Origin of the sequence: Phyllobacterium pellucidum (assembly GCF_013327855.1) — a bacterium.
Classification (GTDB): domain Bacteria; phylum Pseudomonadota; class Alphaproteobacteria; order Rhizobiales; family Rhizobiaceae; genus Phyllobacterium; species Phyllobacterium pellucidum.
Map to the genome: position 1 here is coordinate 263,788 of NZ_JABUMX010000001.1, position 26,465 is coordinate 290,252.

Genomic DNA, 26,465 nt, shown 5'->3' on the forward strand with positions numbered 1-26,465 from the left:
GGCTCTATCCTTGTGTCCCTGCCGGTGACGGCGGCTGGAGATAGGTGTCGTAGATGTGATCGCTGTCGCCGAAGGCGTCGACCGTACCGTTACGCATGATCGCAATCTTGTTGGTCACGGGCAGAAGCCCCATGCGGTGGGTGATGATGACGACAGTCATCCGGCGCGCCTTCATCCGCTCGATGGCGTTGAACAATACGCGCTCACCGTCAAAATCGAGGCTAGAGTTCGGATCGTCGAGCACGACCAATGAGGGATTGCCATAGGCAGCGCGCGCCAATCCAAGTTGCTGGCGCTGCGCACGCAAAAGCAAGGCACCGCCGTCGCCGATGTCGGTATCGTAGCCCTGCGGCAGCCGCATGATGGTGTCATGCAACCCGACAAGTTTTGCCGCTTCGATGGCCTTGCTGGCGTCGCCACCGTCAAGGCGCCCGATCACGTCTCTGATGGCACCGCCAAAGAGTTCGATATCCTGCGGAAGATAGCCGATATGCCCGGCGCCACCGCAAAGCCGCAGCGCCGATATATCGACGCCTCCGAGAAGCGCGCAACCGTTTGTCGGCTGCAGGACGCCTGCCATGATACGGCCAAGGGTGGATTTGCCGGAACCCGACGCACCGATCAAGGCGACACAATCGCCAGGCGCTAGGCGAAGATTCACGCCCTCCAGCAGGTTCTTTTCCTTGAACGGCAGCTTGTAGCCAACATTGTCGAGTACGAGGCCGCTCGATTCCGGCACCGGCACGATGCGGGCATCAGTGCCGGACTGGACGGCGATGAGCATTCGGTTCAACCGGTTGAAGGCATTGCGGGCAAAGGCAAATGACCGCCATGCACCGATTGCCCCTTCGACCGGCGCGAGCCCGCGGCCAAGCAGAAGGCTTGCGACGAAGATGATGCCGGGGCTGCTATTGGCTTCAAGAACAAGCCAGGTAGCAGCTCCCATGACCAGGATCTGCGTGAGCGTCCGGATCGATTTCGAAAATGCCAGGATGATTTCGGTCCGGTGCATGGCGCTGTCCTGCGCCTTACGGGCAAGTTCGGCGTCGCGATAGACGATTTGCGCTGCGCCGTCTTGCATGCCCATCGAGCGAATGACCTGTATGTATTTGAGGGCGGTTGCGAACTTGGAATAGCTGCGTGCCAGCGCAAAATTCGCATGAGCCAGAGGTTCGCGTGTTGCAAATTCCGTCAGCAGCGCAAGCAGCAGCAGCGATACGGCGCTGACGAGGCCGATGGCGCCAAGCAAAGGGTGCACCATGAAGAGCAGAAGCAGGAACACCGGCGCCCAGGGCACATCGAAGAGCAGAGCGCTTGCGGGGGAATCGAGAAACTGGCGCAGCGACGCAAGATCGCGATAGCAATCGGTGGCTGTTCCGGTATCGGCGCGCGCGGCGTATTCGAATGACGCGGTCAGTACCATGGGACGAAGCCGATGATCGAGCCAGCTGCCGATCCGCGACAGGGCGGCGCGGCGCACGATATCGAGCGCTGAACCCACAACCACGGCTGCCGCAATGATCAACGTCAGCATCACCAGCGTGTCGGCACTACGGCTCGACAGCACGCGATCGTAGATTTGCAGGAGGTAGACCGAGGGGGCCAGCAGGAAAAGGTTGTAGCCGCAACTATAGACGAAGACGAGCCCGAAGGCTCCGGCGCAGGCGCGGAGCGCGAGGACCAGATGCGTCGGTTGGCGCTGGGATTGTGTGAGGTTCGTTGTCATTATCGGGGTCTCAATACGCAGGGTACTGACAAGGCAGACGGTTGGTCACACCATTCGGAGAGGCAGGATCGCCGGATATACCGGCGATCCTCCTGGGGTCTGCTTATGATCCCAGATCGTGCAGGTCGATCGAGCCGAGCACGTTGACGAAATGATCAAGCGCATTATTGACCGTCGTCGTTGTGGTTTCAGGATCCGTGTGAACAACGGCTGCGGAAATATCGCCGCCGAGTGCATTGTTGCCGTTACCGCCATTGCCGCCCACGCCAGCAAGGATCGTGCCGTGCTGATCAGCAGCAAGTTCGTTCAGCTGGTTGCCGGTCGTGGCAGCAGAAACCGCTGCAACGTTGCCGCCGCTAGTGTTGGACTGGCTGCCGTTCGATGTTGCGTCGCCGCCTGCACCGCCAGCACCGAGATTGGTGATCGCTGCCAGGAAGCCATCATGGGCCGAAGCGTTACCGCCCTGCCCGCCGCCACCAGCTTCCCAATCCGCCTTCTGCCAGACATCATCGCCGTTGTACAATTTGGTATGTGCGCCTTCGACAGTCTGTGAGGCTTCAAAATAGGCTGTAGGGCTGAAGTTGATCGTGCCCTCATTGTATCCATCGCCGCCATTGCCGGCATTGGCGTCGCCTGCATCGGAATGATTGAGCTGGATGGTGTCAGACAATTGTGGAATAGGCATAATTTTACTCCTCTACTTTAGTTTTTGTCCGTGTTTCTCCCACGGCCCGGTACCCAGCAGTCTCCGCCAGGCAAGATAACCGCCCCATAAGAGTGCTCGCGTTCGGGCCGGCGAACTAGCTAGATATTCGGGGATGTTCCTTTGGGCGGGGTGGCTTCGAAGAGTGGTATGTAGTCCGGGAACGGACAAATGGATGTATCCTGCCGTTCAGCCAAAACGACCTGCAGACGGCGGGCGCAATGCCCGCCGTCTGCAGAAAAACCCTGTTTGCTTTGTGGGCTAGAGCACTTTAAGCGTGCATGAACGACATGATGTCGTCCACGAGTGAGGCGTGATCGACCGTCAGGTTACCCTCGCCGCCATGCCCGCCGATGCCCGCCATCTGCAGCGCATGCTGGTCATAGAGCACGTGGTCGATCTGTTGGGCGTCCGCGGTGCCGCCCGCCGGAACGGCAATATTGACAGGATGAAAATAGCCGACATTGACATCGACGATGCTGCCGTTCGAATACCCGGAGCCGCCGCCGCCTCCCGAGCCCATGCCGGAACCGGTGAAGATCGTATCTGAACTTAAATTGAAGCCGCCACCATCTCCGCCGATGCCGGCAATTTGCACGGCGCCCTGATCAAAAACGACATTGTTGGTCTGGTGAGCTTCGGCCGATCCGCCAGCTGCGCCAACGGCGATGTTGATTGGCGAGAAGATGGCTACGTTCACATCGATCATGCTGCCGATGAAATAACCGTTGCCACCGTGTCCGGCATAAAGATCGCCGCTATAGGTAAGCGCCGTTCCGGCACCGCCAGGCGAGTTGGTGATGGCACCATTGTGGTCGCCGCCATCACCGCCGATGCCACCGATCTGGGTCGCGCCCTGCAAGAACAGGGCATTGTTGTCCTGATGGGCCGTCGCATGCGAGCCTGAACCCCAGGATACGGCCGTATTGACGGGAGCAAAGACCCCGACGTCAGAGCTGACCATGCCGCCGTAGAAAATACCGTTACCGCCGGTCCCGGCGTGGTTCACGGTATCGCCGCCCCCGCCATTCAAAACGACATTGCCGCTGCCACCGTCTCCGCCCATGCCAGCCATTTCGGTAACATGCTGATTCATCAGCGCATTGTTACCCTGATTGGCGTCGGCCGAGGAATGAGGGCCAGCGATGGCAGCATTGGAAGGCGTAAAGATCGCGAGCGGATCGGCCGATATAAGCCCGATGGCGATCCCATCGCCACCGCTGCCGGCGGAACTGCTCGGAAGAACTTCAAGCGGAAGCCATGTCGGCACGAGCGCCAGATGCCCCGAAGCGGAACCCGGGATCATGCTTTGATTGACGCTCGGGTTGAGCGCTTCTTCCGCTACGGGCCGATTATCCGCCATGACGTCTCTCCACTCCGCTTATACGCACGGTCCCGACAAAACACGCGGGCGCATGGTTCTTATTGTCCGCTATTGTGAAGGCGAACGGCGAAAAAGAAGAGCCTGCAATTCGTCTACAGCCGTTTGGGCGTAGGAATAGCCATTTGGCTATATCCCTAATGGTTCGCATGCTGCTGCGAAACCTAGAAAGGAATGCCAAACCCTAAATGGCTGCTGCGTTACAACTGGAATGAGAACATGCTGAGGAGTAGCCTACCGATCGGCAACTAATAGATACCCAGACGGTAATTGAGTGACTTGGCGCCACTAATTTGGGACAAGGTGGAAATCGTGCTGGGCGCCATTTTTCGCGCAACAAATCAAGCTGTTGATTTTATTGAGAAAAGTGGCGCGAGTGACGGGGCTCGAACCCGCGACCTCCGGCGTGACAGGCCGGCACTCTAACCAACTGAGCTACACCCGCGCACTTTCGTGCCGAACATTTCGTCCGGCGTGAGCGGTCGTTTAAGGGGTTCGCGGGGGTGTGTCAAGCACAACCGAACAGGAAAAATGCGAATGTGAAAAACTCTTCGCGGAAATCATAAAAGTGTCGCAACCCTCTTGCCAATATCGCGCTAAACGCATAAACGCTCCGTCCATACCCTTTGCGTAGGGCGATTAGCTCAGTTGGTAGAGCGCTTCGTTTACACCGAAGATGTCGGGAGTTCGAGTCTCTCATCGCCCACCATTCCATCTCCCGAACCGTATCTGAGAGACCGGCGATCACGACAGCGATGACCGCTGATTTTATGCCGCTGTCAGCATTTCCTCTTTCTCTCGCGGCCCATCTGCGGCAACAATGGCTTCAGCCTCCTTCCAAGAACGCTGAAACACGGGAACAGAACATGCCAGCCCTCCGCACCTTCAAAATCGCCGTTGCCCTTGCCGGCAGCCTATTACCGTCCCTTGCCCATGCCCATGTGGGCCTCGGAGATACAGGCGGATTTGTGCATGGATTTGCCCATCCTTTAACCGGGCTCGACCATATCCTTGCCATGGTGCTTGTTGGGATCCTCGCCGTACAGATGGGCGGGCGTGCCTTATGGCTCCTCCCCCTTGCCTTTATCGGCATGATGAGCGCCGGCGCTGCGCTGGGCTTTGCCGGCCTTGGCCTGCCGTTCGTCGAGGTCGGCATCGCAGCATCGGTAATCGTGCTCGGCGCCGCTGTTGCGTTTGAGGTAAGGCCGCCAGTCGCCGTTGCCGTTGCCCTCGCAGGTCTGTTTGCCACCTTCCACGGTCATGCGCATGGCGCGGAGATGCCGATGAATGTTGCCGGGTACGCCTACGGCGCCGGATTCATCGCCGCCACCGCAATTCTTCACCTTGCAGGCATCACCCTGGGTCTCGGGGTCGCCAAATTTGGCGAGCGCTTCGGTCCCAATCTGGTGCGCATCGTCGGAGCGATCGCCGCTGCCGCTGGCCTCGGTATTCTCGGCGGCGCTATCTGAATTCAAGCGCCGAATCAAAAAGGCCGGGCAATTGCTTGCCCGGCCTTTTGTTTATGCGTTCGCTTAGTGAGCGACCTGCGCTGCCGTTTCATCCTCGACAGGCGCAGCCGGCACATGTGCTGGCTCGGTCCACTCGATCCGCTCCGGCTGACGGATCAGCGCGTGCTTGATCACCTCGTTGGCATGCGAGACCGGAATGATCTCGAGGCCGTTCTTCACATTATCAGGTATCTCCACCAGGTCCTTGGCGTTATCCTGAGGGATTAGAACAGTCTTTATGCCACCGCGCAGCGCGGCAAGCAGCTTCTCCTTGAGGCCGCCGATCGGAAGGACCCTGCCACGCAGCGTGATCTCGCCGGTCATGGCGATATCCTTGCGAACCGGAATGCCCGTCAGTATCGATACGATGGCCGTAACCATCGCGATACCGGCCGAGGGTCCGTCTTTCGGCGTTGCGCCTTCCGGCACGTGCACGTGGATGTCGCGGCGATCGAAGAGTGGCGGCTCGACGCCGAAATCAATCGCGCGCGAGCGGACATAGGAAGCCGCTGCTGAAATCGATTCCTTCATCACATCGCGCAGGTTGCCCGTCACTGTCATGCGGCCCTTGCCGGGCATCATGACACCTTCGATGGTCAGCAATTCGCCGCCCACCTCGGTCCAGGCAAGACCTGTTACGACACCGACCTGGTCTTCGCCGTCGATCTGGCCGAAACGGAACTTCTCGACACCGAGATAGTCGTCGATGTTGCTTTCCGTAACCTTCACCGCCTTCTTCTTGGTCTTCAGAATTTCGGTGACGGCCTTGCGGGCGAGCTTCATCAGTTCACGTTCGAGACTGCGCACACCGGCTTCCCGCGTATAGTTGCGGATGATAGCGCGGATCGCACCCTCTGAAACCGAGAACTCCTTCGGCTGCAATGCATGATCGCGAATAGCCTTGGGCAACAGGTGCCGCTTGGCGATTTCCAGCTTCTCATCTTCCGTGTAACCGGCAATACGGATGATCTCCATGCGGTCCATCAAGGGGCCTGGAATATTCAGCGTATTGGCCGTCGTCACGAACATCACATTCGACAGGTCGTACTCGACCTCGAGATAGTGATCCATGAATGTGGAGTTCTGTTCCGGATCGAGCACCTCGAGCAGCGCAGAGGACGGATCGCCGCGGAAGTCCTGGCCCATCTTGTCGATCTCATCGAGCAGGAAGAGCGGATTGGACTTCTTGGCCTTCTTCATCGACTGGATGACCTTGCCGGGCATCGAACCGATATAGGTACGGCGGTGACCGCGGATCTCGGCCTCATCCCTCACGCCGCCGAGCGACATGCGGATATATTCACGCCCCGTCGCCTTGGCGATCGAGCGGGCAAGCGAGGTCTTGCCGACGCCGGGAGGACCGACGAGGCAGAGGATCGGACCTTTGATCTTGGTCGAGCGCGCCTGCACGGCGAGGTACTCAACGATACGGTCCTTGACCTTGTCCAGCCCGTAATGCTCGGCATCGAGGATCTCGTCGGCGAGGTTGAGATCGTTCTTGATCTTCGACTTCTTGCCCCACGGAATGGACAGCAGCCAGTCAAGATAGTTGCGAACGACGGTCGCCTCGGCGGACATCGGGCTCATCTGCCGCAGCTTCTTAAGCTCGGCATTGGCCTTCTCGCGCGCTTCCTTCGAGAGCTTGGTCTTCTTGATCCGGTCTTCCAGCTCGGCTGCCTCGTCGCGGCCGTCTTCGCCATCGCCGAGTTCCTTCTGAATCGCCTTCATCTGTTCATTCAGGTAGTACTCGCGCTGGGTCTTCTCCATCTGGCGCTTGACGCGCGAGCGGATGCGCTTTTCCACCTGCAGGACGGAGATTTCCGATTCCATGAACGACATGGCTTTCTCAAGCCGTGCGCGCACCGAAAGAATCGAAAGCATGTCCTGCTTTTCGGGAATCTTGATCGCTAGATGCGAGGCGACCGTATCGGCAAGCTTCGAGTAATCCTCGATCTGTCCGGCGGCGCCGACGACTTCCGGCGAAATCTTCTTGTTGAGCTTGACGTAATTCTCGAAATCCGAGACGACCGAACGCGCAAGCGCTTCGATCTCGACAGGATCTTCCTCGGGTTCTGCGAGCGTTACGGCAGTGGCTTCGTGATATTCCTCGCGATCGCTGAAACCGGTGATTTCGGCGCGGGCGATGCCCTCGACGAGCACCTTGACCGTACCATCCGGCAGTTTCAGAAGCTGCAGCACGTTGGCAATCGTGCCAACCGTGTAGATCGCGTCGGCCTGCGGATCATCATCCGCAGCGTTCTTCTGTGTGGCAAGCAGGATTTGCTTGTCGACGCCCATGACTTCCTCAAGCGCACGAATGGACTTTTCGCGGCCGACGAAGAGTGGAACGATCATGTGGGGGAAGACAACGATATCGCGCAACGGCAGAACGGCATAAAGCCCGCTCTGGCCACCCGCTGGTGTCTTCTTGCTTGCAACCGTCATTTCATGTCCTTTCTCAGGCCATCTGGCCAGATCGCCACGCCCGGGTACCCATGGGTTGCATGATCATTCCAAAAAGCGTCCACTTTCGGGGATCAGCATGAGCGGCGTACTACCGGTTGTGCGGCTTACCTCATTACTTGGAGTGGCGGCCCGCCTGTTTCAAGCATCCCGGCCCCAAGCACAGTCACAGAATCGTAATCTATCCTGCTCCTGCAAATTTCGGAGCGCAATCTTCCGCAAGGCAACAATTAGGGTGCGACGGTGTGATTATCGTGGAAATCATCCACATACGCCGTCTGCTCTTCATTGCCTTTCGAACAGCGCTCGATGGTGTCAACCAACCTCATGCAACCTTTAGCGCAATTCAGCCGACATATAAAACAGAAAAGCTCCGCAGGTGTGCGGAGCCTTTCGCATTTAGCGGCCAATCTCTCCGCGATCAGGCGGAAACATTGCCTTTCTCTTCCTTGCGTTCGGCATAGATGTAGAGCGGGCGTGAATTGCCCTCCACCACATCGCCGGAGATGACGACTTCCTGGACACCGTCGAGCGTCGGCAATTCGTACATCGTGTCGAGCAGGATCTTCTCCATGATCGAACGCAGGCCGCGTGCGCCGGTCTTGCGGGCAATTGCCTTCTTGGCAATCGCCTTCAACGCGTCCTCGTGGAACGTCAATTCGACGTTTTCCATGTCGAACAGGCGCTGGTACTGCTTGACCAGGGCGTTCTTCGGTTCAGACAAAATCTGCACCAGAGCGACTTCATCGAGGTCCTCAAGGGTCGCGATGACCGGCAAGCGGCCCACGAATTCAGGAATGAGGCCAAACTTCAACAGATCCTCCGGCTCGAGTTCGCGGAAGATCGCGCCGACGCGACGATCGTCCGGAGCCTTGACCGAGGCACTGAAGCCGATGGAGGTCTTTTCGCCGCGAGCCGAGATGATCTTGTCGAGACCAGCAAAGGCGCCGCCGCAGATGAACAGGATGTTCGTCGTGTCGACCTGCAGGAATTCCTGCTGCGGATGCTTGCGACCGCCCTGCGGCGGGACGGAAGCAACCGTACCTTCCATGATCTTCAGCAAGGCTTGCTGCACGCCCTCGCCCGACACGTCGCGGGTGATCGACGGATTGTCGGACTTGCGGCTGATCTTGTCGACCTCGTCGATATAGACGATGCCGCGCTGCGCCCGCTCGACATTGTAGTCGGCAGATTGCAGCAGCTTGAGGATGATGTTTTCGACGTCCTCGCCGACATAACCAGCTTCCGTCAGCGTCGTCGCGTCCGCCATGGTGAATGGCACGTCGATGATGCGTGCAAGCGATTGAGCCAGATAGGTCTTGCCGCAACCGGTCGGGCCAACCAGGAGGATGTTGGACTTCGCCAGTTCGACTTCATTGTTTTTCGATGCGTGCGCCAACCGCTTGTAGTGGTTGTGCACAGCGACAGAGAGAACACGCTTGGCATGGCTCTGACCGATGACATAATCATCGAGAACAGCCATGATTTCCTGCGGCGTCGGGACGCCTTCGCGGGATTTCACCATCGAGGATTTGTTTTCCTCGCGGATGATGTCCATGCACAATTCGACGCATTCATCGCAGATGAATACAGTCGGGCCCGCAATCAGCTTGCGAACTTCGTGCTGGCTCTTTCCGCAAAACGAGCAATAAAGCGTATTCTTGGAATCGCCGCCGCCGTTGCTGACTTTGCTCATTGCAGTTTCCTTTCAGTATCGGCCCCGCTCTCTCAGGACCGTCACTTCCAACCGATGGAAGTGAATAGACGTATGCAGATCGGGCTTCCTAACTCACAATGGCTTAACGTAACGTCTGTTGGCCTCTATGCAAGCCGGTTGTGTGGCAGAAAGTCCGCATCGGTGTCAAAAAATGTTCATTTCAGACCCCGATGCGGGAATTAGCCGGTTACTTTATCTCGCCTTCCAGAAGTTCGCGGGACTCAAGCACCTTGTCGATCAAGCCGAATTCAAGTGATTCCTGAGCCGTCATGAAATGGTCGCGGTCGAGCGTGCGCTCGATCGTCTCATAATCACGCCCCGTGTGCTTAACGTAGATTTCGTTGAGGCGGCGCTTCAGCTTGATGATGTCCTGGGCATGGCGCTCGATGTCGGAGGCTTGCCCCTGGAAACCGCCCGAAGGCTGGTGCAGCATGATGCGCGCATTCGGCAGGGCAAAGCGCATGTCCTTTGCGCCGGCCGTCAGCAGGAGCGAGCCCATCGACGCGGCCTGACCGAAGCAGAGCGTTGCCACGGCGGGGCGAATGAACTGCATCGTGTCATAGATCGCCATGCCGGAGGTGACGACGCCGCCCGGGGAGTTGATGTACATGTTGATTTCTTTTTTCGGATTTTCCGATTCAAGGAATAGCAACTGCGCGCAGATCAGCGTCGCCATGCCGTCCTCGATGGGTCCGGTAATGAAAATAATGCGTTCTTTCAGCAGGCGCGAGAAAATATCATAGGCCCGCTCGCCCCGATTGGTCTGCTCGACGACCATAGGCACGAGGTTCATAGCTGTTTCGATTGGATCTCTCATCGGTGGGCCTCAGCGTTTTGAGAATAATGGGGCATGCCCCAGATTCGTGGATGACACTTTCGATACATAGGGCTTCGTAACCCGTTTCCGCAAGATCCTCGCATGACCATGCCGGGTGGGTTGCGGACGATCAAGCCGCTTCCGCGCGCAGCCAGCGCTGCAGCAAGGGCAGGCTGCCATCGTCAAGGGAGCGGGCAACGCGCCTGCCGACAGCCGCACCAAACTTGTAGCCATGGCCGGAACAGGCTGAAACGATAAGGCATTTTCCGATTTCCGAAGCGAAGAAGCGCTCATCGGCGGTAAACGTGTAAGCGCAGGTGACCACGTCCACCACTCTGTACTCCGAAAGCCGCTTCATCGGCGGTGCGAAATGAGCGCGTATGGCCTCGCCCTCGCCCTCAGCCGCCACGCGGTCGAGATCGGCGTCGCTGCTCTGGCGCTTGTGAAGCCCGGTTCCGAATTTGAGACCACCACCGCCGCTTGCCGGTATGATGTAACCGTCAGTACCCCCGCCGACGTCGAGGACCACGGGCGAATTCTCCCATGCTGACCGCAAGTCCGCAGGCGGGTCGAGATAGACAACGGCGGTGCGATAGGTTGTCAGGTTTGTTGCAAGCTCCGGGAAGAGTTTGGTGACCCAGGCGCCTGCGGTGACGATCACGCGATCCGCTTCGATGACTGTGCCATCGGCGAGGCGGACTGTGGCCAAATCCGTGTCGACCGAAACGACCCGGGCGTTTTCCATGACCCTCGCTCCCTTTTCGCGCAGCCAATGCGCCAAGTCCGTTGCGATTTTTCGGCAATGAAGCGCGCCGCCCTCCGGCGAGAAGAACGCGTAGCGGAACGTGCCTTCCTGAAGATAGGCGTAGCGCTCAACGGCATCCCTGGGCTCATAGATTTCGAGCGGATAGCCTCCATGCTCGAGCCCTTCACGATATTCATCCGTGTCGTCGCCTGCCTCCCGCGATACGCAAATGAAACCGCGCGGATCAAGGTGGCTCGTTCCAATGTCGTGCCAAAGCTCATCCCAGGCCTCGTAGGCTTCGGAGATGGCGTCGGCATATCCGCCGGCCTTGCCATAGGCCCGCCGTATGATGCGGTGGTGATCGCCCGAGGCGGCGAGCGGATTGGGGATCGGGCCCTGTTCAAGGAGCGTGACCAGATGGCCGGCCTTGGTCAGGGACCAAGCCGTCGACAATCCGGCGATACCAGCGCCGACAATGGTGATTTTCATGATGGGATTCCTGTATCAGTCTTGGGGGCCGAAATATGAAACGATATGTAGTGAATGCTCAACCCCTGATCACGCATGGAAAATGCCAATGTCCCTCCCCGCATCGTTTCGCCACGATCCTAAACACCGCCATCTGCAGCTCGATCCGCTGGACCCGAGCTTCTTTCAGGACCCCTACCCGGCCTATGCGCTCCTCCATGCGACAGGTTCCAGTTTCTTCTGGGAGAACTACGGATTCTGGTGCTTCATCGGCTACGACGCCGTCAACCGGCTATTGCGTGATCGGCGTTTCGGCCGGGAAAAGCGGCACAGCGATGCCGATTCGCAAGGCAGAGCCGGCGACCGTTCGCATCTGACGGATTTCGACCACATCGAGAAGTTCTCGATGCTTGAACTCGAGCCGCCTGTCCACACGCGGTTGCGCACCCTGGTCAATCGCGCTTTCGTTTCGCGTCAGGTCGAGCGGCTGCGCCCGCGCATCGAAGCGCTGGCAAACGATCTGATCGACAAGTTCGAGCCAAGAGGCCAAGCCGACCTGATCGCAGAATTTGCCACGCCTATTCCCGTAACCATTATCGCTGAAATGCTTGGCGTGCCGACGCAAGCCGCGCCGCAACTTCTGGATTGGTCACACCGCATCGTTGCGATGTATATGCATGGCCGCACCCGTCAGTCGGAAGAAAGCGCGAACGCCGCCGCGGCCGAGTTCTCGCAATTTCTGCGCGATTATGCCGCCAAGCGCCGGTTAGAACCCGCCGACGACCTCTTGAGCCTCTTGCTTGCCGCGGAGGCGGACGGGGCAAAGCTGACGGAAGACGAACTCATCACAACGGCCATCCTGCTTCTCAACGCCGGCCATGAGGCAACGGTGCACCAGACCGGCAATGCGGTTAAGACCATCCTTGAAAGCGGCACAAATCCCGCAAGCCTTCTGGCCGATGCGGAAACCACGGCCAAAACCGTGGAGGAATGCATCAGGTACGACGCACCGCTCCACATGTTTACCCGCTATGCCTATGAGTCGATCGATCTCGGGGATGGCATCAAGCTCGAGCCCGGCGACCAGATCGGATTGATGCTCGGCGCTGCCAATCGCGACCCGCTGGTCTTTCAATCGCCCGAGATTTTCCAGCCCGACCGCACGGACCAGAAAAATCTCTCATTTGGCGCAGGCATCCACTTTTGCATCGGCGCGCCGCTGGCGCGGCGTGAACTGCAGGTGGCGCTCAAGCTGCTCTTCGACCGGTTACCCAATCTGGGGTTTCGCGACGTGCCGCGCTATCGCAACACCTACCATTTCCACGGGCTCGAACGGCTCGAAGTCACCTGGTGATCAAAGCCTGATCACATATTCCTTGCGCGTCGTCTCCAGGACTTCCCACGTTCCGCGAAATCCCGGGCGCAGCACGAAGCTATCGCCGGCACCGAGGTGATGCGGGTCGCCACCTTCCTCGGTGACAATGGAGCGGCCTGAAAGGATGTGGCAAAACTCCCACTCGTCATAGACGATCTGCCATTTGCCCGGCGTCGCCTCCCAGATGCCGGCATAGAGGCCGCCATCCGCCTCCTCGGCGTTCCAGGTGCGGAATTGCGGGTTACCCGAAACGAGCCGGTCCGCCGCAGGGGCGCCGGGTTCCGGCTCGATTCCGTCAATGCCGATTTTAACGAGATGCCCCATTAGCCTGCCTTGCTCAATGCCTGTTCGAGATCGGTGATGATATCTTCCACGCTTTCAATGCCGATGGAAAGCCGTACAACGTCAGGCCCGGCTCCCGCCGCGGCCTTCTGTTCGTCGCTTAGCTGGCGGTGGGTGGTGGACGCTGGATGGATGACCAGCGATCGCGTATCGCCAATATTGGCAAGGTGCGAGAAGAGTTGCAGCGCCTCGACGAATTTGACGCCGGCATCGTAACCGCCGCGCAGGCCGAAGGTGAAAACGGAACCAGCGCCCTTAGGCGCATATTTCTGCTGCAATGCGTGATAGGCGTCCTCGGGCAGGCCGGCATAGCTGACCCACGCAACCCCCTCCTGCCTTTGCAACCATGTGGCGACCGTCAGGGCGTTTTCGGCATGGCGCTGCATGCGCAGCGGCAAGGTCTCAATACCCGTGAGGATCTGGAACGCATTGAACGGCGAAAGCGCCGGACCGAGGTCGCGCAGGCCAAGAACGCGGCAGGCGATGGCAAAGGCAAAATTGCCGAAGGTTTCGTGGAGTACGGCGCCGTTATATTCCGGTCGCGGCTCCGACAGCAGGGGATAATTGCCGGATTTCGACCAGTCGAAGGTGCCGCAATCGACGATGATCCCACCCATGGAATTGCCATGGCCGCCGAGAAACTTGGTGGCGGAATGCACAATGATATCGGCGCCATGCTCGATCGGCCGGATGAGATAGGGCGACGCGAGCGTGTTGTCGACGATGAGTGGGATGCCGCGGCGATGGGCTATCCCGGCGATGGCCGCAATATCCGTAATGATCCCGCCCGGATTGGCGATGCTTTCGATGAACACCGCCCGCGTACGATCATCGATCTGCGCTTCGAACGAGGCGGGATCGTCGCCCTCCGCCCAGCGCACCTGCCAGCCAAATGATTTGAAAGACTGGCCGAACTGGTTGATCGAGCCGCCATAAAGCTTGTTCGACGCAACGAAATTGTCGCCCGGCTGCAGAAGGGTGTGGAAGACCAGAAGCTGCGCCGCATGACCGGAAGCGACACTCAGCGCGGCAGTGCCCCCCTCCAGCGCTGCGACCCGTTCCTCCAGCACCGCATTGGTCGGGTTGGTGATGCGCGAATAAATATTGCCGAAAGCCTTCAGCCCGAACAGCGAGGCAGCATGGTCGGCATCGTCGAATACGAACGCGGTCGTCTGATAGATCGGCGTCGCGCGTGCGCCTGTCGCAGGATCGGGTTTGGCGCCCGCATGAACCGCAAGTGTTTCTATTCCGGGTGCGCGATGCGCCATGGTATTCCTCCTGTCGGGATAATCGGGCAAACTATGGAATGACGACGCTGGAGCCAACAGCGCATCTTTGCAAAGCAACGTCGACCAATTTCAGCCCAAGCTTGAGATTCCAATGCCTTGGACAATGGTTTCGGTGAAATCGAACCGGCGGCTCACGCCTGATCGAGGCCGAGCAATGCATACTCTATGGCCGGGCAGCGATCCATTACCACAGTCAGACCAGCCGTTTCGGCTTTGCGCGCCGCACCCTCGTCGCGCACCCCAACCTGCGCCCAGAAGATTCTCGGGCGCTGCTTCAGCGCCAGGACCTCATCGACGAGTGCGGGGAGAGCCGCCGAATTGCGGAACACATCGACCATGTCGAACGGCTCGGGAATATCGGCAAGGCGGGCGTAGACGGTTTGGCCATGAATCTGCTTGCCCTTGTGCCCGGGATTGACCGGAAAGACCTTGTAACCCTTGGCAAGGAGGAACTGCATCACCGTGTTGCTGGGGCGCGACTCATTTGGAGACGCACCGACAAGGGCTATGGTCTTGACCGAAGTCAGGATGCGGCGAATGAAACTGTCGGAATAGTGGTTGTGGTCCATGAGGGGTTACTCACCTTTCCACTCGGGCGAACGCTTCTCGATAAAAGCATTGATACCCTCTTCTGCGTCTCGCGCCAGCATATTCTCGACCATGATTCCTGCCGCATAGTCATAGGCTGCGGTCAGCCCCATTTCGAGCTGACGGTAAAATGCCTCCTTGCCGATCTTCACGGTCAAAGGCGATTTTGCTGCAATGCTTTGCGCATATTTCCTGACAATCTGATTGAGATACTCCTGCGGCACGACGCGATTGACGAGGCCGAATTCGCGCGCCGTCGACGCATCGATGGTTTCACCCGTGAGCAACATTTCCATCGCCTGCTTGCGTGATACATTGCGTGAAAGGGCGACCATGGGCGTTGAACAGAAGAGCCCGATATTGACGCCCGGAGTGCAGAATGTCGATTTGTCGGAACAGATCGCCAGATCGCACGATGCGACGAGTTGGCACCCCGCCGCGGTCGCAAGCCCATCGACAGACGCGATGACCGGGCGCGGATGGCGGACGATTTCCTGCATCAGTTCTGCACAGAGGCGCATCGTGGCTTCAAAGAAGGCGCGGCCGCGATCTTCGTCACTCCGATGCGCGGTCATTTCCTTAAGATCGTGCCCGGCGGAAAAAAGCTTGAGGCCGGACCGGAGGATGATCACATGCACGCGATCGTCCTCGCGCGCGGATAGCAACAGGTCCAGCAGCATCTGCATCATGGCAAGCGAAAGCGCGTTTGCCGGAGGATTTTGCAAAGTCAGCAGCAGAATGCCGTCCGACAGTTCCGACGCGATCATCGGCTCTTCCTTGCGGATGGCGTGAATTTCTCCCATCGAACTCCTCTTGGATTATTGGCCGGGCGGTGCCCAAAGATCATAAAACGGCTTCAGCGTTCGCAGATGGCGCTGGACGATTGCGAGGTTCTCTGGCGTGGGCCTCGCGCTTTCCACCCGCGCAAGACCCGCCTTCAAGCCGTTGATCATATCAGCCTTTTCCTGATCGTTAAGATTGGTCATGGCTGGAATGGCGTCAATCGCCTTTTGTACTTCAAGGCGCGGATCGGGATTGGTCGCCCAATGATAGGTCACCATGATCGTGTTGGTGGTGTTTACCCAGTCGGTAAAGTTGGCAAAGCCGAATTCGGCCGCTGTCTCATCAAGCGCCGCCTGGCGCTGGGCCGCCTCACCCTGCCCGTTTACCTCCCTCGCCCGGGCCGCAACCGGTGCGAAGCCATAAAGAAAGCGCGTGATCATGTCTTCCGTCAGCGCAACGGGACGTTCCGGCAGGCTGAACGGCTCGATCGCCTGCATGGGCGGCGGCGGGGTTTGAGTAGCGAGCACCCCGACATAGACGAGTGCGGCGATGCACGATGCAACAACTAATCCCGGCGGTTTCATGCGCTCATCCTTGTCAAGACGATGCAGTTGCTTAGTTTGAAAATAGCAGCGAAATGCTAAAGAAAACAATCGGGAGGGCTATTGTGGCACCGTTGATGGACGTCGAAGCGCTGACATCGTTTCTGGAACGTGAATTTCCGCAGGTAAATGCCGACGGTATGACGTTCATCGTTACCGACGCAGGTGAGGGCTTCGCCTCGATGCGTCTCGATCCGAAGGATCGTCATCTGCGGCCCGGCGGAACGGTTTCGGGGCCGACACTTTTCGCCCTCGCCGATCTTACAGCCTATGTAGCGATCCTCGCGCAGATCGGTCCGGTAGCGCTCGCAGCCACGATCAATCTCAGCATCAATTTCCTGCGCAAGCCGGAACTTGGCGCAATCGACGCCACGGCACGCGTGCTGAAGCTTGGCAAGCGTCTCGCTGTCGTCGATATCTCCATGATAAGCGCCGTAAGCGGCGAACTCGTCGCCCACGCCACATCGACCTATTCTATTCCACCTAAATAACGGATTGGCGCATGCCTACGACGGGCAAGCGGCGCCCGTCTCGACCCAGGCGCGGATCAACTCGCCGAATTCGGCTTGCGTGCCCGGCACGGGCTCACGCCCCTCGCCTGGTTGCCAGCCCCACCCGACAAGATCGTCATGGGCCATATGCTCGACGATCTGGTCGAGCGTCTTGCCGCCATTGCGCTGGGGATCCTTGATCTGGCTGCAAATTTGACCGAGCGACTTGCCCTCCCAGGCCATTTCGATGGGCGCCAGGTGCCAGTTGCCATTACCGGGGATGCTCTTGATCGTTTCGGCCTGCCCTACAACCTTGACGTTTTCCGGGCCATGGCAGGTGCTGCACATCATGCCGGGTACGCCCATGCCCGCCTCGCCGCGCGTGACCGGCGGCTGGTGCACATGCATCGACATCGACTGCAGCGGCCTGTCGGTCGCCGGATGGCAGTTCACGCAGCGCGGATGCTGGATCACCTTGCCGGCCTCTTCGAAGAGCGCCACCGAGCGCTGATTTTCATCAGCAATAGCCTGAAAGGCAGATGCCGGTTTCAGGGCGTTCACCGGATTGTCCTGCGCCATCGAGATATTCGAGACGGCAAGGGCGGCGTTGATGGCAACCGCCATGGAGACGTAAGCGAGGTTCCTGTTCATGGCGCGCCCCCTCAAACCGAGCCGATACTGACGATCGGCAGCCGCCGCACGGCGCCATGGCCGAGGCGGCGCCAGGCGTTGGCAATGGCCGGCCCAACAGGCGGAACCCCGGGTTCACCGACGCCTGTCGGTTTTTCGCTTGAAGGGATGATCGCGACCTCCACCGCGGGCATCTCGTTGATGCGCAATGAACGGTAATCGTGGAAGTTGGACTGCACGATCTTGCCGCCTTGGCCTAATGTGACAGCGTCGAAAAGAACCGCGCCGACGCCATAGCCGATGCCGCCCTCCATCTGCGCCTTGATGACGTTGGGGTTGATCGCCACACCGCAATCGACGGCGCACCAGACCTTGTGAACCCGCGGCGCGCCATCATCGCCGGTCGATACTTCGACGATCTGCGCGACATAGGTGCCGAAGCTCTTGACCACCGCAACACCGCGCTGGCGTCCTTCAGGCACGGCGGAACCCCAGTCGGCCATTTCGGCAACCTTCTTCAAGGTTTCCATATGGCGCGGCTCCTTGCTCAGGAGCGCAAGCCGTCCCTCGACCGGATCCTTGCCCACCTTCTGCAGTAGCTCGTCCATGAAGGTTTCGACCGCAAAGCCCGTGTGCGTATGACCGACCGACCGCCACCAAAGCGGCGGCACGGCAAGGGAAACATTGTGCGAGATGACGCGCAGGTTCGGTATGACATAGGGCAGGTTCGCCGCTCCTTCGACGGAGGTTTCGTCGAGGTCCGCCTTGGCCATTATGGATTGGCCGACGATTGTCTGATCCCACCCGACGACATTGCCGTTCGCGTCGATCGCTCCGCGCATCCTGTGCATGTACATCGGCCGATAGAAGCCGCCACGAATGTCGTCTTCGCGCGTCCACATATGTTTCATCGGCCGCTTGCCGTCGGTCGCCGCGAAAACTGCCGCCGCTTCGGCGATATAGGGCGAGCCAAATTGCGCCTTGCGACCGAAGCTACCGCCGGCGAGCTGCGTGTTGACCCGCACCTTCTCAGGATCGAGGCCGAGCACCTGCGCGGTGACCTTCTTGTCCATCGTGGGGAACTGCGCGCCGTTAAAGACATCGACCGATCCATCGGCCGCCTTGATAAACACCGCATCGAGCGGTTCCATGGGCGCGTGTGCGAGGAATGGAAAGACGATGTCAGCTTCGAGGGTCTGCACGCCGTTGCCGCCGAACGACTTTTCAACGTCACCGGTGTTGGCGGCTTCATGTCCATCCGTGCCGAAAAGCTTGGCGAAATCGGCGGTGAGTTGGTCGCTTGAACGTGTTTCGGCCTTCGACAGGTCCCACTCGACCGTGAGCGCGTCGCGGCCCTTCAGGGCGGAAAATGTATTCTCGGCATAGACCGCCACGCCCTGCGGGATTGTCTTGACGTCAAGGACGCCGGGGATCTTGCGCGCTGCCGCGTCATCCACCGACTTGACGGTCGCACCGAAATGGTCCGGATGGGCGACGACAGCATAGAGCATGTTGTCGGCGGTAATATCTAGGGTGAACACAGCCGTGCCATTGGTTTTGCTTACCGTGTCGAGCTTCGGCAATTCCTGCCCGATAAGTACGAAGTCCTTGGGGTCCTTCAATTTCGGCTCAGCGGGAGGGGTCTGCGTGGCAGCCTTGTCGGCAAATGCGCCAAAGCCGCTTTCCTTTCCGGACCCCGCATGTTTGATGCGGCCCTTTTCAACCGTGATCTCGGCTGCGGGAACACCCCATTCGGCAGCCGCCGCGGCAACCAGCAAGGCGCGCGCCGTTGCGCCCGCCTTGCGCAATTGGTCATAGGAATTGGCGATCGACGTGGAGCCGCCCGTGCCCTGCAGGCCAAATGCCAGATTGCCGTAGATCTTGTCGTCGGCAGGTGAATGAACCGCGCGCATCTGGCTCCAGTCCGCATCGAGTTCCTCGGCGACGATGGTCGAAAGCCCCGTAAACGGTCCCTGGCCGAACTCGATGTGCTTGGAGAGCACGGTAACGGTGTCGTCAGTGCCGATCTTTATGAAGGCGTTGATCTGGGAAAGGCTCTTGTCGCCTCCCGCCTGGACGCCCTCTAGCGCAGACGCGCTGAAAACTTTCGGCGCGAGTGTGAATCCGATGACGAGGCCTGCGCCGGCGAGAAAGGAACGCCGAGTCGTTGTGAGAGCATTAAAGGTCATGGCTCAACCCTCCATCGTGTCGGCGGCGTTGTGGATGGCCTGCCTGATGCGGTGATAGGTGGCACAGCGACAGATGTTGCCGGCCATCGCACCGTCGATATCCTCGTCAGTGGGCTTCGGCGTCAACTGCAAGAGCGACACGGCGGACATGATCTGGCCTGACTGGCAATATCCGCATTGGGGAACGTCTATCGCGATCCATGCCTTGCGAACCGCCTCCGCTTCCTTGCCCTCGATGCCTTCGATGGTGATGACCTCCGATCCATCGACCGTCGAGATCGGCGTAATGCAGCTGCGCCGGGTCGATCCGTCGAGATGGACGGTGCAAGCGCCGCACTGGGCGATGCCACAACCGTACTTTGTGCCTGTCAGTTTTTCGAAATCGCGCAGGACCCAGAGCAGGGGGGTATCGGGATCCCCGTCGAAAGTCCGTTCCTGTCCATTTAGCTTGAAGGTAATCATGGCGAACTCCGCATCTGGCTTGCAACGCTTGTGCTTGCTTGAGTTGGTGTCTTCGTGGAGCTAAAGGCATAACATGATTTTTTTCGCCTGCGCCACGCGATGTCATCACCTCACGCCATCGTGAGAGCGCTGCATCCAGGGCGGGATCATCCTGCCTACAGCCTTGCTCGTTTGTCCGGCCTGATCGGGGGCTAAACGTTCGTAGCGCGTGGAAGTTGCGCCGCTCATGCTGAACTTTTAGGATCCGATTGATCGGGAAACAGTCGATGCATGAGTTCGCGGAAAAATCGTCAAGAAGATTGGGATGGGGCGCGCCCCTTTCCGCGATCGTGCATATAGGCGTGATCCTGTTGCTGGTGCTGGGATTGCCTATGCCCTCGCCGGTCACAACGCCCCCGCAGGAGGTAGACGTGACACTTGTGCCACCTCCGCCGCCACCGGCACCGCCGCACCCCAAGCCCCAGGAGAAGCCGCCTGAAACGGCTAAACCTGCCAAACCGGTCGAGGTGTTCGAATCTGCTGCCGCAAAGACCGACCAGAACGTGAAGGAGCCGCAACCGGCGCCGTCAGCACCGAGTGATCCTGTCGAAGACCCGACTGACAAGCCTGCCGAACCGGAAAACAAGGCCGCTGCGGGTGGCAAGTCCACAGAAGCCGCGCCGAGCGCACCGGACCGGACAAGCCCGGACGGGCTTGCTGCGGCCGATGCCAAGGCAGCCGAGGCGAATGCTGCTGCCGCGCCGAATCCGGCTCCGTCTCCAACCGCGTCTACCGCCCCAAAGCCGGATGAAAGCAAGAAACCGGCTGCGGCCAAGCCTGCGTCGCGACGCGGCAAACTTGTGGTGGCGCGCGAACTCTACTCCGCCGGGGCGCTGTTCGATCCGCGCGTCATGCAGGCGCTCGGGCGGTTGCCGCCGCGACAGCGCATGAAGCAGGTGTGCATGATAGAGGCGCTGGAACAAATCCGCCGGCAGAGGCCGGGAACGGACATACTTGTTCCATTTGGCGCGAGCGGAAGCAGCTATACCGCCACGACACTCGATGCCATCGGTGGTGCGTTCCGCAACGGTTCTAACTGGTACGACCTCGACTTCCATTGCAAGGTCGATAATGAGGGAACCAAGGTGGTCGCTTTCAGCTACGCGATGGGTAGCCTCGTGCCGAAAAGCGAATGGGTCAGGCGGCAGTTTCCTCTCGATTAGATCCTGATGATGGCTCTCCGCACGCACCGTTACTGTTACGTACTTGTTCCGACAGCGTAACCTCGCGAAAGTCGCCACATTTCAGTCGATCAATTTCCATCTGGAGAGCAACGATGTCGATGTCATTGGATCAAGCAGCCGAAGTCTATCGGGAAGCCATGCGGGCGACCGTCAAGCGGTACTCCCTGTGGTATCTGATCGAAGGAATATTGCTCGTCGTTGCGGGCGTTCTGGCGATCATCTATCCGGTGTTCTCATCCGTCGCAGTTATTCTGTTGCTTGGCTGGTTGCTTATTTTCAGCGGCATCCTGCAATGCATAGGGCTGTTCTATGCCCGCCATGTCCCGAATTTCTGGCTGCAGCTCATTTCCGTCTTCCTTGCCGTGCTGATCGGTTTCCTGTTCCTGCGCGATCCGGCGCAGGGTCTCGTTACAGTGACCTTGCTGCTTATCGTCTTCTTCATGATCGAAGGCATATCGAAGGTGGTCTTCTCCCTGACGATCCGGCCCTTCCCGCATTGGGGTTGGGTTCTCGTCAGCGGCATCATAGGCATTCTTCTGTCGCTGTTCCTGCTGATAAGCCTGCCGGTTACAGCGCTCTGGCTCATCGGTTTGCTGCTCGGCATCCAATTGATCAGCGTCGGAGGGGCGCTGGCGCAGCTCGCCTGGAAAGTACGCCATAGTTGAGGCGATTTCTCAGTTGTCGCGATCGTCGGGCGGGCACGGCCATCCCGACGGCGGGTTGAGGCCGGCAGGCAATTTGGTTTTGGCGTCACCGCAGGCGAGTTCGATCTGTCCCTGTTCCAGCCCCTGCGCCGCCGAGAGATCGAGCCCCTCGATCCGCGTCAGATACATGAAGGCATGGTCGAAGATGATCGGTCCTTCAAATGTTGCATGACTAAGGTCTGCCCGAGACAGATTGGCCAGCGAGAAACGTACGCCGGTCAGGACGGCGTCATCAAAATCGGCGCGTCCAAGCTCGGCCTTTTCGAAGTTCGCTCCCGTCAGCTTGGCCTTTGCAAACCCGGATCGTTGCAGTTCCGCACTGGCGAAGTTGGCGCCTTCAGCGGAAATGCCGGTAAAATTGCTGCGGTAGGCCTCGACCTTGGAGAAGTTGGCCTTCTCGGCTGCGGCACCGGCCAGCGAAGCCCGCACCAGTGTCGCCTTTTCCAGGTTTGCCGATTTGAGGTTGGAGTTGCTGAGATCGGTAGAGGCAAAATCGGTGCTGAAGAGCTTGGCACCTTCGAGTTCGCTGCCGGGAATCATGATGTTGCGCTTTGTGCAATCGGTCCAGTCCAAACCCGGCGCTGCGGTGGAACCGCAATCTGCCGCCAACGCAGGTCCCAGCGGCAATATAGTGCAACCTATCAACATGCAGGCGGCGAGGAACGCGCTCCGCCGCTTTACCGGAGCTGAGACTTCCATCACCACTTCCATTGAGACGCTCATACCGCACTCCGATTCTGTCACGCCATGGCAGCCAAGATAGCGCAGCGCATTGCCGAAACCAATTGATCCAACAGGCAAAAGCGCGTTGCCGCCGGGCCATGCGAGTGCTGCTAGGGCACCACCGCATCGAGTTCCGGCAAAAGGACAACGCTTTCCTGCTCGTTTGGATCCGTCCGAGCAATAATTGCCGTGCAAGGCGTGTTGCTGAGATTGGCCGGTAGATGCGGCACGCCTGGAGGAATATAGAAGAGCTCGCCCGCATGGACGACGATGTGTTCCTTAAGCCCTTCGCCGTACCAGGTATGCGCCTCACCCGACAGCATATAGATCGCCGTCTCGTGGGCCTCGTGCATGTGCGCCTTGGCCCTCGCACCAGGCGGGATTGTCAATATATGCATGCAAATTCCCGTCGATCCGACCGTCTCGGCGGCTATTCCTTCAAAGTAATTCAGTCCCTGCTTGCCGCCGTAGGTGTGATGCGGTTTGACCAGCCTGCACGTCGGTTTGGATTTTACGTCCATCATCGCCTCCAAGAGAGGTAAGGGAAAGTCATGCACGTTTTAACCGCCAGCATAGCATGCAATGGCTGGGAAACCGCTGTGAAAACTGCCGTGGTTCACCCTCGCGGGTGATGCGGCGAACCGGCGGTTCGATCAGTATCCATCCGCAAGCCAATGATTCGTCTTACTCATTATGCGTGCCCTGCGTCAGACCCTCGGTTGAATGTCAGGAGAACTGCATGCCGGACAGACACGAATTCTGTCGTATCGAGATTTGCGGTCGCACATTTACCGGTACCGTCCACGCTGACGGTCCATACCTCAAACTGCTCGAGAGCCGCACCTTCGGTTATGGCGCCCCGCTGCGCTCGCATCTGGTGCTGTCGAAGGTCCCAGGGAGGCGCTATTACGCCATCTGCAGAAATTTCGAACCGCTCATATCGCTTCCCCTCTTCCTCGATGAGGATGTGGAACTGCTTGCCAGGGAATTTGGCATACCGATCGATGACAGATCCCGGCACTATTCATTTGAACGCAGCCCGGCCTCGCGAGCGCTGAAGCAATGGTCGTTGCAACACCCTGAAATCGCTCGCGCCTGTTCGGGCCTGACGACGCTCGTCCCTCGCTGGTACCAGGCAGGCCGTCGCCGCCTCGCATCACTTTGACGGCGGGAAAATCACCTTCCAGTCGTTCTTCATGCTGACGACCTGCCAGCCCTTTGTGACTGCTTCATCCCAGCCTTTGTCGAACTTCGCCAGCTTGTCGGTGCGGTCGTAGGCATATTCGCGCTCGGCGTCGTCATGATGGATATAGACCGCCAGCCTCGCACCGCTTCCCGCGGTTGTATATTCAAGCATCTCCCGGTCGCCGTCGGAGTTGCCGATGGCCATGATTGGCCAGCGTCCAATGAAGCGATTGATACCCACGGGCTTGCCGGGACCGTCATCGATGAATTCGACCTTTGGTTCCTTCATCAACTCAGGCTTCCCGTCAGCCCCAAGCTGATATTTAACGACACCGGAGGAACCAATCACCTGCTCGGGCGGCACGCCATAGATCTTGTCGGCAAAGACGCGCATGAACTCAACGCCTCCGCCCGACACGATGAAGGTGCGGAAACCATTGTCGCGCAGGTAGGCGAGCAATTCGAGTTGCGGCTGGTAGACGAGTTCACCGTAGGGCTTTTGACGGACCGGATGTTTTGCCGTGGCAAACCAGTCGGCGACGGTCTTTGAAAATGCCTCTGTACTCATACCGGCGTGGGTCGCCGCCATGATTTCGAGCATGCCTTTCATGCCGGAGGCCTCGACCCCGGCGAGATCGTTGGCAAGAACGGACTTAAAGGGCTCCGTGTCCTTCCACTCGGGATGCTCCGGCGCCAGACGCTTGACTTCGTCCAAGGCAAAGAAAAGTTCAAAAGGCACAGGCTTTTCTGCCCATAGCGTGCCGTCATTGTCGAAGACGGCGATGCGGTCGACGGGCGCTACGAAATCGGCCGAACCATCGGTCGTGACGCGCTTGACGAAATCGACGATGGCTGTGCGGTTTGGCCCATCGTTCCAAGACGGCAGCGGGTCGGACTGTGCAAGGGCTGAACCCGCGTTTAGGAGCAGAAATACGAAAAGAACTGCCCAAACCCTGGCGAGCCCATGAACGCGAACCCATCCCGATTTTGTGAAATTTCCCACGGCGACCCCTCCCGGCAACAGGTAACTTTCACTTATAAACGCTCGCGGCCGGCACAACTGGAAGTACGTAACTGTTACAATACGAACAGCGCCTTTCGGGTGAAGCAAAAGCCTAATCCTTGTCCGGTGGGTATCGCCGTGATAATTTATCGTCATTCCGCTCAAGAGAATCCGAGATAGGGCGGAGGATGTGGGATGAAGATTCTTTATGGTTCCGTTCTAGGTATCCTGCTTGGGATCACAGCCGCATGGGCGGGTCCGCTGCACGATGCTGCCAGGGACGGGGATGTCGCTCGCGCGAAACAACTGATCGACCAGGGCGCAAAGGTGGGCGAACCCGATGAAACGGGCGAACCGCCATTGGTCATTGCTGCATTGAATGGTCGCAAGGATGTGGTCGTGCTATTATTGGAACGTGGTTCCGATATCGAGATCCGTAACAAGGGCGGCCTGACCGCTTTGCACGCTGCTGCCTATGGCGGCCATCTCGACGTGGTGGAATTGCTCGTTTCGAAGGGCGCTGCAGTCAACGATCAGAAGAACTTTTATCACATGTCGCCCCTGCATGCCGCCTCCGAGGAGGGCCATGCAGATATCGTTGCATTTCTCCTGGCGAACAAGGCCGAGGTCGAGGCAACGGAACGGAATGGCTACACGCCTCTAAGCCAGGCGGGCTGGCGTGAACATTGGGATGCAGCCGACCTTTTGATCAAGGCGGGTGCTGTCTGCCAGAAGGCCGACCTTGTCGGCGAGCGGCTTTACGACGAATGCACCAAGCGCAAATAGCGCGACGTTGCGGGCCGTCCAGATTCATGAATTGGAGGATTGGAATGTCAGATCACAGGCGGAGACACGCGATAGCGTTGGCAGCGGCCATTGGCATGCTTTCGTTCGCACAGCCCGTTGTGGCCGAGGAATTCGTCAACACCGGATATTTCGGAGACGTGGCGATAAAAGGGTACGATCCGGTCGCCTACTTCACCCAGCATGACGCCGTGCAAGGCAACCCGCAATATTCATATCATTGGCTGGGCGCGACCTGGCAATTTGCCAACGCCGAAAACCGCGACCTGTTCAAGGCGGATCCCGGCAAATACGCCCCGCAATATGGCGGCTATTGCGCTGACGGCGTTTCCTTCGGCACGGTAACGACCAACATCGATCCCAAGGCATGGCGCATAATCGAGGGCAAGCTTTACATCAGCTACGACCCCGGTACGGCAGAGGGCTTCGAAAAAAGCCCGACCAAGCTTACCGACTCGCAAAAGCACTGGTCGGAGGTCGAGCAGACACTTGTCTCTGAAAAGCAGGACAAGAATTGGGAAGCTCCAGCCAATTAGAGCGTTGG

Annotated in this window: 26 protein-coding genes and 2 tRNA genes; 9 read left to right on the forward strand and 19 right to left on the reverse strand. The window is 58.9% G+C overall.

Annotated elements, in window-relative coordinates; translation table 11 throughout:
- Nucleotides 1-4 precede the first annotated feature (4 nt).
- The 4 genes from HQ945_RS01260 to HQ945_RS01275 form a co-directional block, all read right to left on the reverse strand.
- Nucleotides 5-1,726, reverse strand: coding sequence for a type I secretion system permease/ATPase (locus HQ945_RS01260; protein WP_091922524.1), 1,722 nt, complete (start codon nucleotides 1,724-1,726; stop codon nucleotides 5-7).
- A 103-nt stretch (nucleotides 1,727-1,829) separates the two neighbouring features.
- A complete protein-coding gene (locus tag HQ945_RS01265; protein ID WP_027232456.1) occupies nucleotides 1,830-2,411 on the reverse strand; it encodes a hypothetical protein in 582 nt (193 codons plus the stop codon).
- A 289-nt stretch (nucleotides 2,412-2,700) separates the two neighbouring features.
- On the reverse strand, nucleotides 2,701-3,735 hold the full coding sequence (locus HQ945_RS01270; protein WP_244532871.1) for a hypothetical protein: 1,035 nt from the start codon (nucleotides 3,733-3,735) through the stop codon (nucleotides 2,701-2,703).
- 443 nt (nucleotides 3,736-4,178) lie between these two features.
- Nucleotides 4,179-4,255: transfer RNA gene (locus HQ945_RS01275), tRNA-Asp, on the reverse strand.
- A gap of 188 nt (nucleotides 4,256-4,443) precedes the next feature.
- Between HQ945_RS01275 and HQ945_RS01280 the strand changes: the two genes are divergently transcribed.
- Both HQ945_RS01280 and HQ945_RS01285 read left to right on the forward strand, forming a co-directional pair.
- A tRNA-Val gene (locus tag HQ945_RS01280) sits at nucleotides 4,444-4,519 on the forward strand.
- 157 nt (nucleotides 4,520-4,676) lie between these two features.
- Complete coding sequence (locus HQ945_RS01285; protein ID WP_174207591.1) at nucleotides 4,677-5,279, forward strand: HupE/UreJ family protein; 603 nt, start codon at nucleotides 4,677-4,679, stop codon at nucleotides 5,277-5,279.
- Nucleotides 5,280-5,342: 63 nt separating this feature from the next.
- Here the strand turns inward: HQ945_RS01285 and lon are convergent, their stop codons facing one another.
- From lon to HQ945_RS01305, 4 genes are all read right to left on the reverse strand, one after another.
- A complete protein-coding gene (gene lon / locus HQ945_RS01290) occupies nucleotides 5,343-7,763 on the reverse strand; it encodes an endopeptidase La (RefSeq protein ID WP_027232450.1) in 2,421 nt (806 codons plus the stop codon).
- 439 nt (nucleotides 7,764-8,202) lie between these two features.
- On the reverse strand, nucleotides 8,203-9,477 hold the full coding sequence (gene clpX / locus HQ945_RS01295) for an ATP-dependent Clp protease ATP-binding subunit ClpX (protein ID WP_027232449.1): 1,275 nt from the start codon (nucleotides 9,475-9,477) through the stop codon (nucleotides 8,203-8,205).
- Between the two features lie 208 nt (nucleotides 9,478-9,685).
- The gene (gene clpP, locus HQ945_RS01300) at nucleotides 9,686-10,315 is read right to left on the reverse strand and encodes an ATP-dependent Clp endopeptidase proteolytic subunit ClpP (RefSeq protein ID WP_027232448.1); all 630 of its coding nucleotides are present in this window, start codon (nucleotides 10,313-10,315) and stop codon (nucleotides 9,686-9,688) included.
- A 130-nt stretch (nucleotides 10,316-10,445) separates the two neighbouring features.
- Nucleotides 10,446-11,549, reverse strand: coding sequence for an NAD(P)/FAD-dependent oxidoreductase (locus HQ945_RS01305; RefSeq protein ID WP_174207592.1), 1,104 nt, complete (start codon nucleotides 11,547-11,549; stop codon nucleotides 10,446-10,448).
- A gap of 88 nt (nucleotides 11,550-11,637) precedes the next feature.
- Here HQ945_RS01305 and HQ945_RS01310 point away from each other — a divergent pair, with 88 nt between their 5' ends.
- Nucleotides 11,638-12,882: a cytochrome P450 gene (locus HQ945_RS01310; RefSeq protein ID WP_246272450.1), complete on the forward strand. Its 1,245-nt coding sequence runs from the start codon at nucleotides 11,638-11,640 to the stop codon at nucleotides 12,880-12,882.
- On the opposite strand, the gene HQ945_RS01315 is transcribed toward HQ945_RS01310, so the two are convergent.
- From HQ945_RS01315 to HQ945_RS01335, 5 genes are all read right to left on the reverse strand, one after another.
- Nucleotides 12,883-13,227 carry a cupin domain-containing protein gene (locus HQ945_RS01315; RefSeq protein WP_174207593.1) on the reverse strand — a complete coding sequence of 115 codons (345 nt, stop codon included), beginning with the start codon at nucleotides 13,225-13,227 and terminating at the stop codon, nucleotides 12,883-12,885. It lies immediately after the preceding gene.
- The gene (locus HQ945_RS01320) at nucleotides 13,227-14,513 is read right to left on the reverse strand and encodes an O-acetylhomoserine aminocarboxypropyltransferase (protein WP_174207594.1); all 1,287 of its coding nucleotides are present in this window, start codon (nucleotides 14,511-14,513) and stop codon (nucleotides 13,227-13,229) included. The genes HQ945_RS01315 and HQ945_RS01320 overlap by 1 nt, the downstream gene beginning before the upstream one ends.
- Before the next feature lie 152 nt (nucleotides 14,514-14,665).
- The gene (locus tag HQ945_RS01325) at nucleotides 14,666-15,103 is read right to left on the reverse strand and encodes a CoA-binding protein (RefSeq protein ID WP_174207595.1); all 438 of its coding nucleotides are present in this window, start codon (nucleotides 15,101-15,103) and stop codon (nucleotides 14,666-14,668) included.
- Between the two features lie 6 nt (nucleotides 15,104-15,109).
- Nucleotides 15,110-15,925: an enoyl-CoA hydratase gene (locus HQ945_RS01330; protein WP_174207596.1), complete on the reverse strand. Its 816-nt coding sequence runs from the start codon at nucleotides 15,923-15,925 to the stop codon at nucleotides 15,110-15,112.
- Between the two features lie 15 nt (nucleotides 15,926-15,940).
- On the reverse strand, nucleotides 15,941-16,489 hold the full coding sequence (locus tag HQ945_RS01335) for a hypothetical protein (protein WP_174207597.1): 549 nt from the start codon (nucleotides 16,487-16,489) through the stop codon (nucleotides 15,941-15,943).
- A 53-nt stretch (nucleotides 16,490-16,542) separates the two neighbouring features.
- Between HQ945_RS01335 and HQ945_RS01340 the strand changes: the two genes are divergently transcribed.
- On the forward strand, nucleotides 16,543-16,998 hold the full coding sequence (locus HQ945_RS01340; RefSeq protein WP_113280178.1) for a PaaI family thioesterase: 456 nt from the start codon (nucleotides 16,543-16,545) through the stop codon (nucleotides 16,996-16,998).
- A 15-nt stretch (nucleotides 16,999-17,013) separates the two neighbouring features.
- Here HQ945_RS01340 and HQ945_RS01345 read toward each other — a convergent pair whose 3' ends face one another.
- The 3 genes from HQ945_RS01345 to HQ945_RS01355 are packed head-to-tail and all read right to left on the reverse strand — an operon-like array spanning nucleotide 17,014 to nucleotide 20,279.
- A complete protein-coding gene (locus tag HQ945_RS01345; protein WP_113280179.1) occupies nucleotides 17,014-17,649 on the reverse strand; it encodes an Isoquinoline 1-oxidoreductase subunit in 636 nt (211 codons plus the stop codon).
- An 11-nt stretch (nucleotides 17,650-17,660) separates the two neighbouring features.
- A complete protein-coding gene (locus HQ945_RS01350) occupies nucleotides 17,661-19,817 on the reverse strand; it encodes a xanthine dehydrogenase family protein molybdopterin-binding subunit (RefSeq protein ID WP_113280180.1) in 2,157 nt (718 codons plus the stop codon).
- Nucleotides 19,818-19,820: 3 nt separating this feature from the next.
- Nucleotides 19,821-20,279, reverse strand: coding sequence for a (2Fe-2S)-binding protein (locus HQ945_RS01355; protein WP_027232437.1), 459 nt, complete (start codon nucleotides 20,277-20,279; stop codon nucleotides 19,821-19,823).
- Nucleotides 20,280-20,545: 266 nt separating this feature from the next.
- Here HQ945_RS01355 and HQ945_RS01360 point away from each other — a divergent pair, with 266 nt between their 5' ends.
- Together HQ945_RS01360 and HQ945_RS01365 are read left to right on the forward strand one after the other, a co-directional pair.
- A complete protein-coding gene (locus tag HQ945_RS01360) occupies nucleotides 20,546-21,481 on the forward strand; it encodes a DUF930 domain-containing protein (protein ID WP_113280181.1) in 936 nt (311 codons plus the stop codon).
- 113 nt (nucleotides 21,482-21,594) lie between these two features.
- Nucleotides 21,595-22,167 carry an HdeD family acid-resistance protein gene (locus HQ945_RS01365; protein WP_036814795.1) on the forward strand — a complete coding sequence of 191 codons (573 nt, stop codon included), beginning with the start codon at nucleotides 21,595-21,597 and terminating at the stop codon, nucleotides 22,165-22,167.
- Between the two features lie 9 nt (nucleotides 22,168-22,176).
- Here HQ945_RS01365 and HQ945_RS01370 read toward each other — a convergent pair whose 3' ends face one another.
- Together HQ945_RS01370 and HQ945_RS01375 are read right to left on the reverse strand one after the other, a co-directional pair.
- Nucleotides 22,177-22,854, reverse strand: coding sequence for a pentapeptide repeat-containing protein (locus tag HQ945_RS01370; protein ID WP_162737143.1), 678 nt, complete (start codon nucleotides 22,852-22,854; stop codon nucleotides 22,177-22,179).
- 185 nt (nucleotides 22,855-23,039) lie between these two features.
- Nucleotides 23,040-23,450 (reverse strand): cupin domain-containing protein, encoded by a 411-nt coding sequence (locus HQ945_RS01375; RefSeq protein ID WP_091949195.1) that lies wholly within the window; start codon nucleotides 23,448-23,450, stop codon nucleotides 23,040-23,042.
- 218 nt (nucleotides 23,451-23,668) lie between these two features.
- Between HQ945_RS01375 and HQ945_RS01380 the strand changes: the two genes are divergently transcribed.
- Entirely contained in the window at nucleotides 23,669-24,094 is a 426-nt protein-coding gene (locus HQ945_RS01380; RefSeq protein ID WP_174207598.1) for a hypothetical protein, read from the forward strand.
- Here HQ945_RS01380 and HQ945_RS01385 read toward each other — a convergent pair.
- A complete protein-coding gene (locus tag HQ945_RS01385) occupies nucleotides 24,086-25,117 on the reverse strand; it encodes an HAD family hydrolase (RefSeq protein WP_425500616.1) in 1,032 nt (343 codons plus the stop codon). The two genes, HQ945_RS01380 and HQ945_RS01385, sit on opposite strands and share 9 nt — an antisense overlap.
- Before the next feature lie 195 nt (nucleotides 25,118-25,312).
- Between HQ945_RS01385 and HQ945_RS01390 the strand changes: the two genes are divergently transcribed.
- Nucleotides 25,313-25,903, forward strand: a complete 591-nt coding sequence (locus HQ945_RS01390; protein WP_027232430.1) for an ankyrin repeat domain-containing protein — start codon at nucleotides 25,313-25,315, stop codon at nucleotides 25,901-25,903.
- Between the two features lie 44 nt (nucleotides 25,904-25,947).
- Complete coding sequence (locus HQ945_RS01395) at nucleotides 25,948-26,457, forward strand: YHS domain-containing (seleno)protein (protein WP_027232429.1); 510 nt, start codon at nucleotides 25,948-25,950, stop codon at nucleotides 26,455-26,457.
- Nucleotides 26,458-26,465 lie beyond the last annotated feature (8 nt).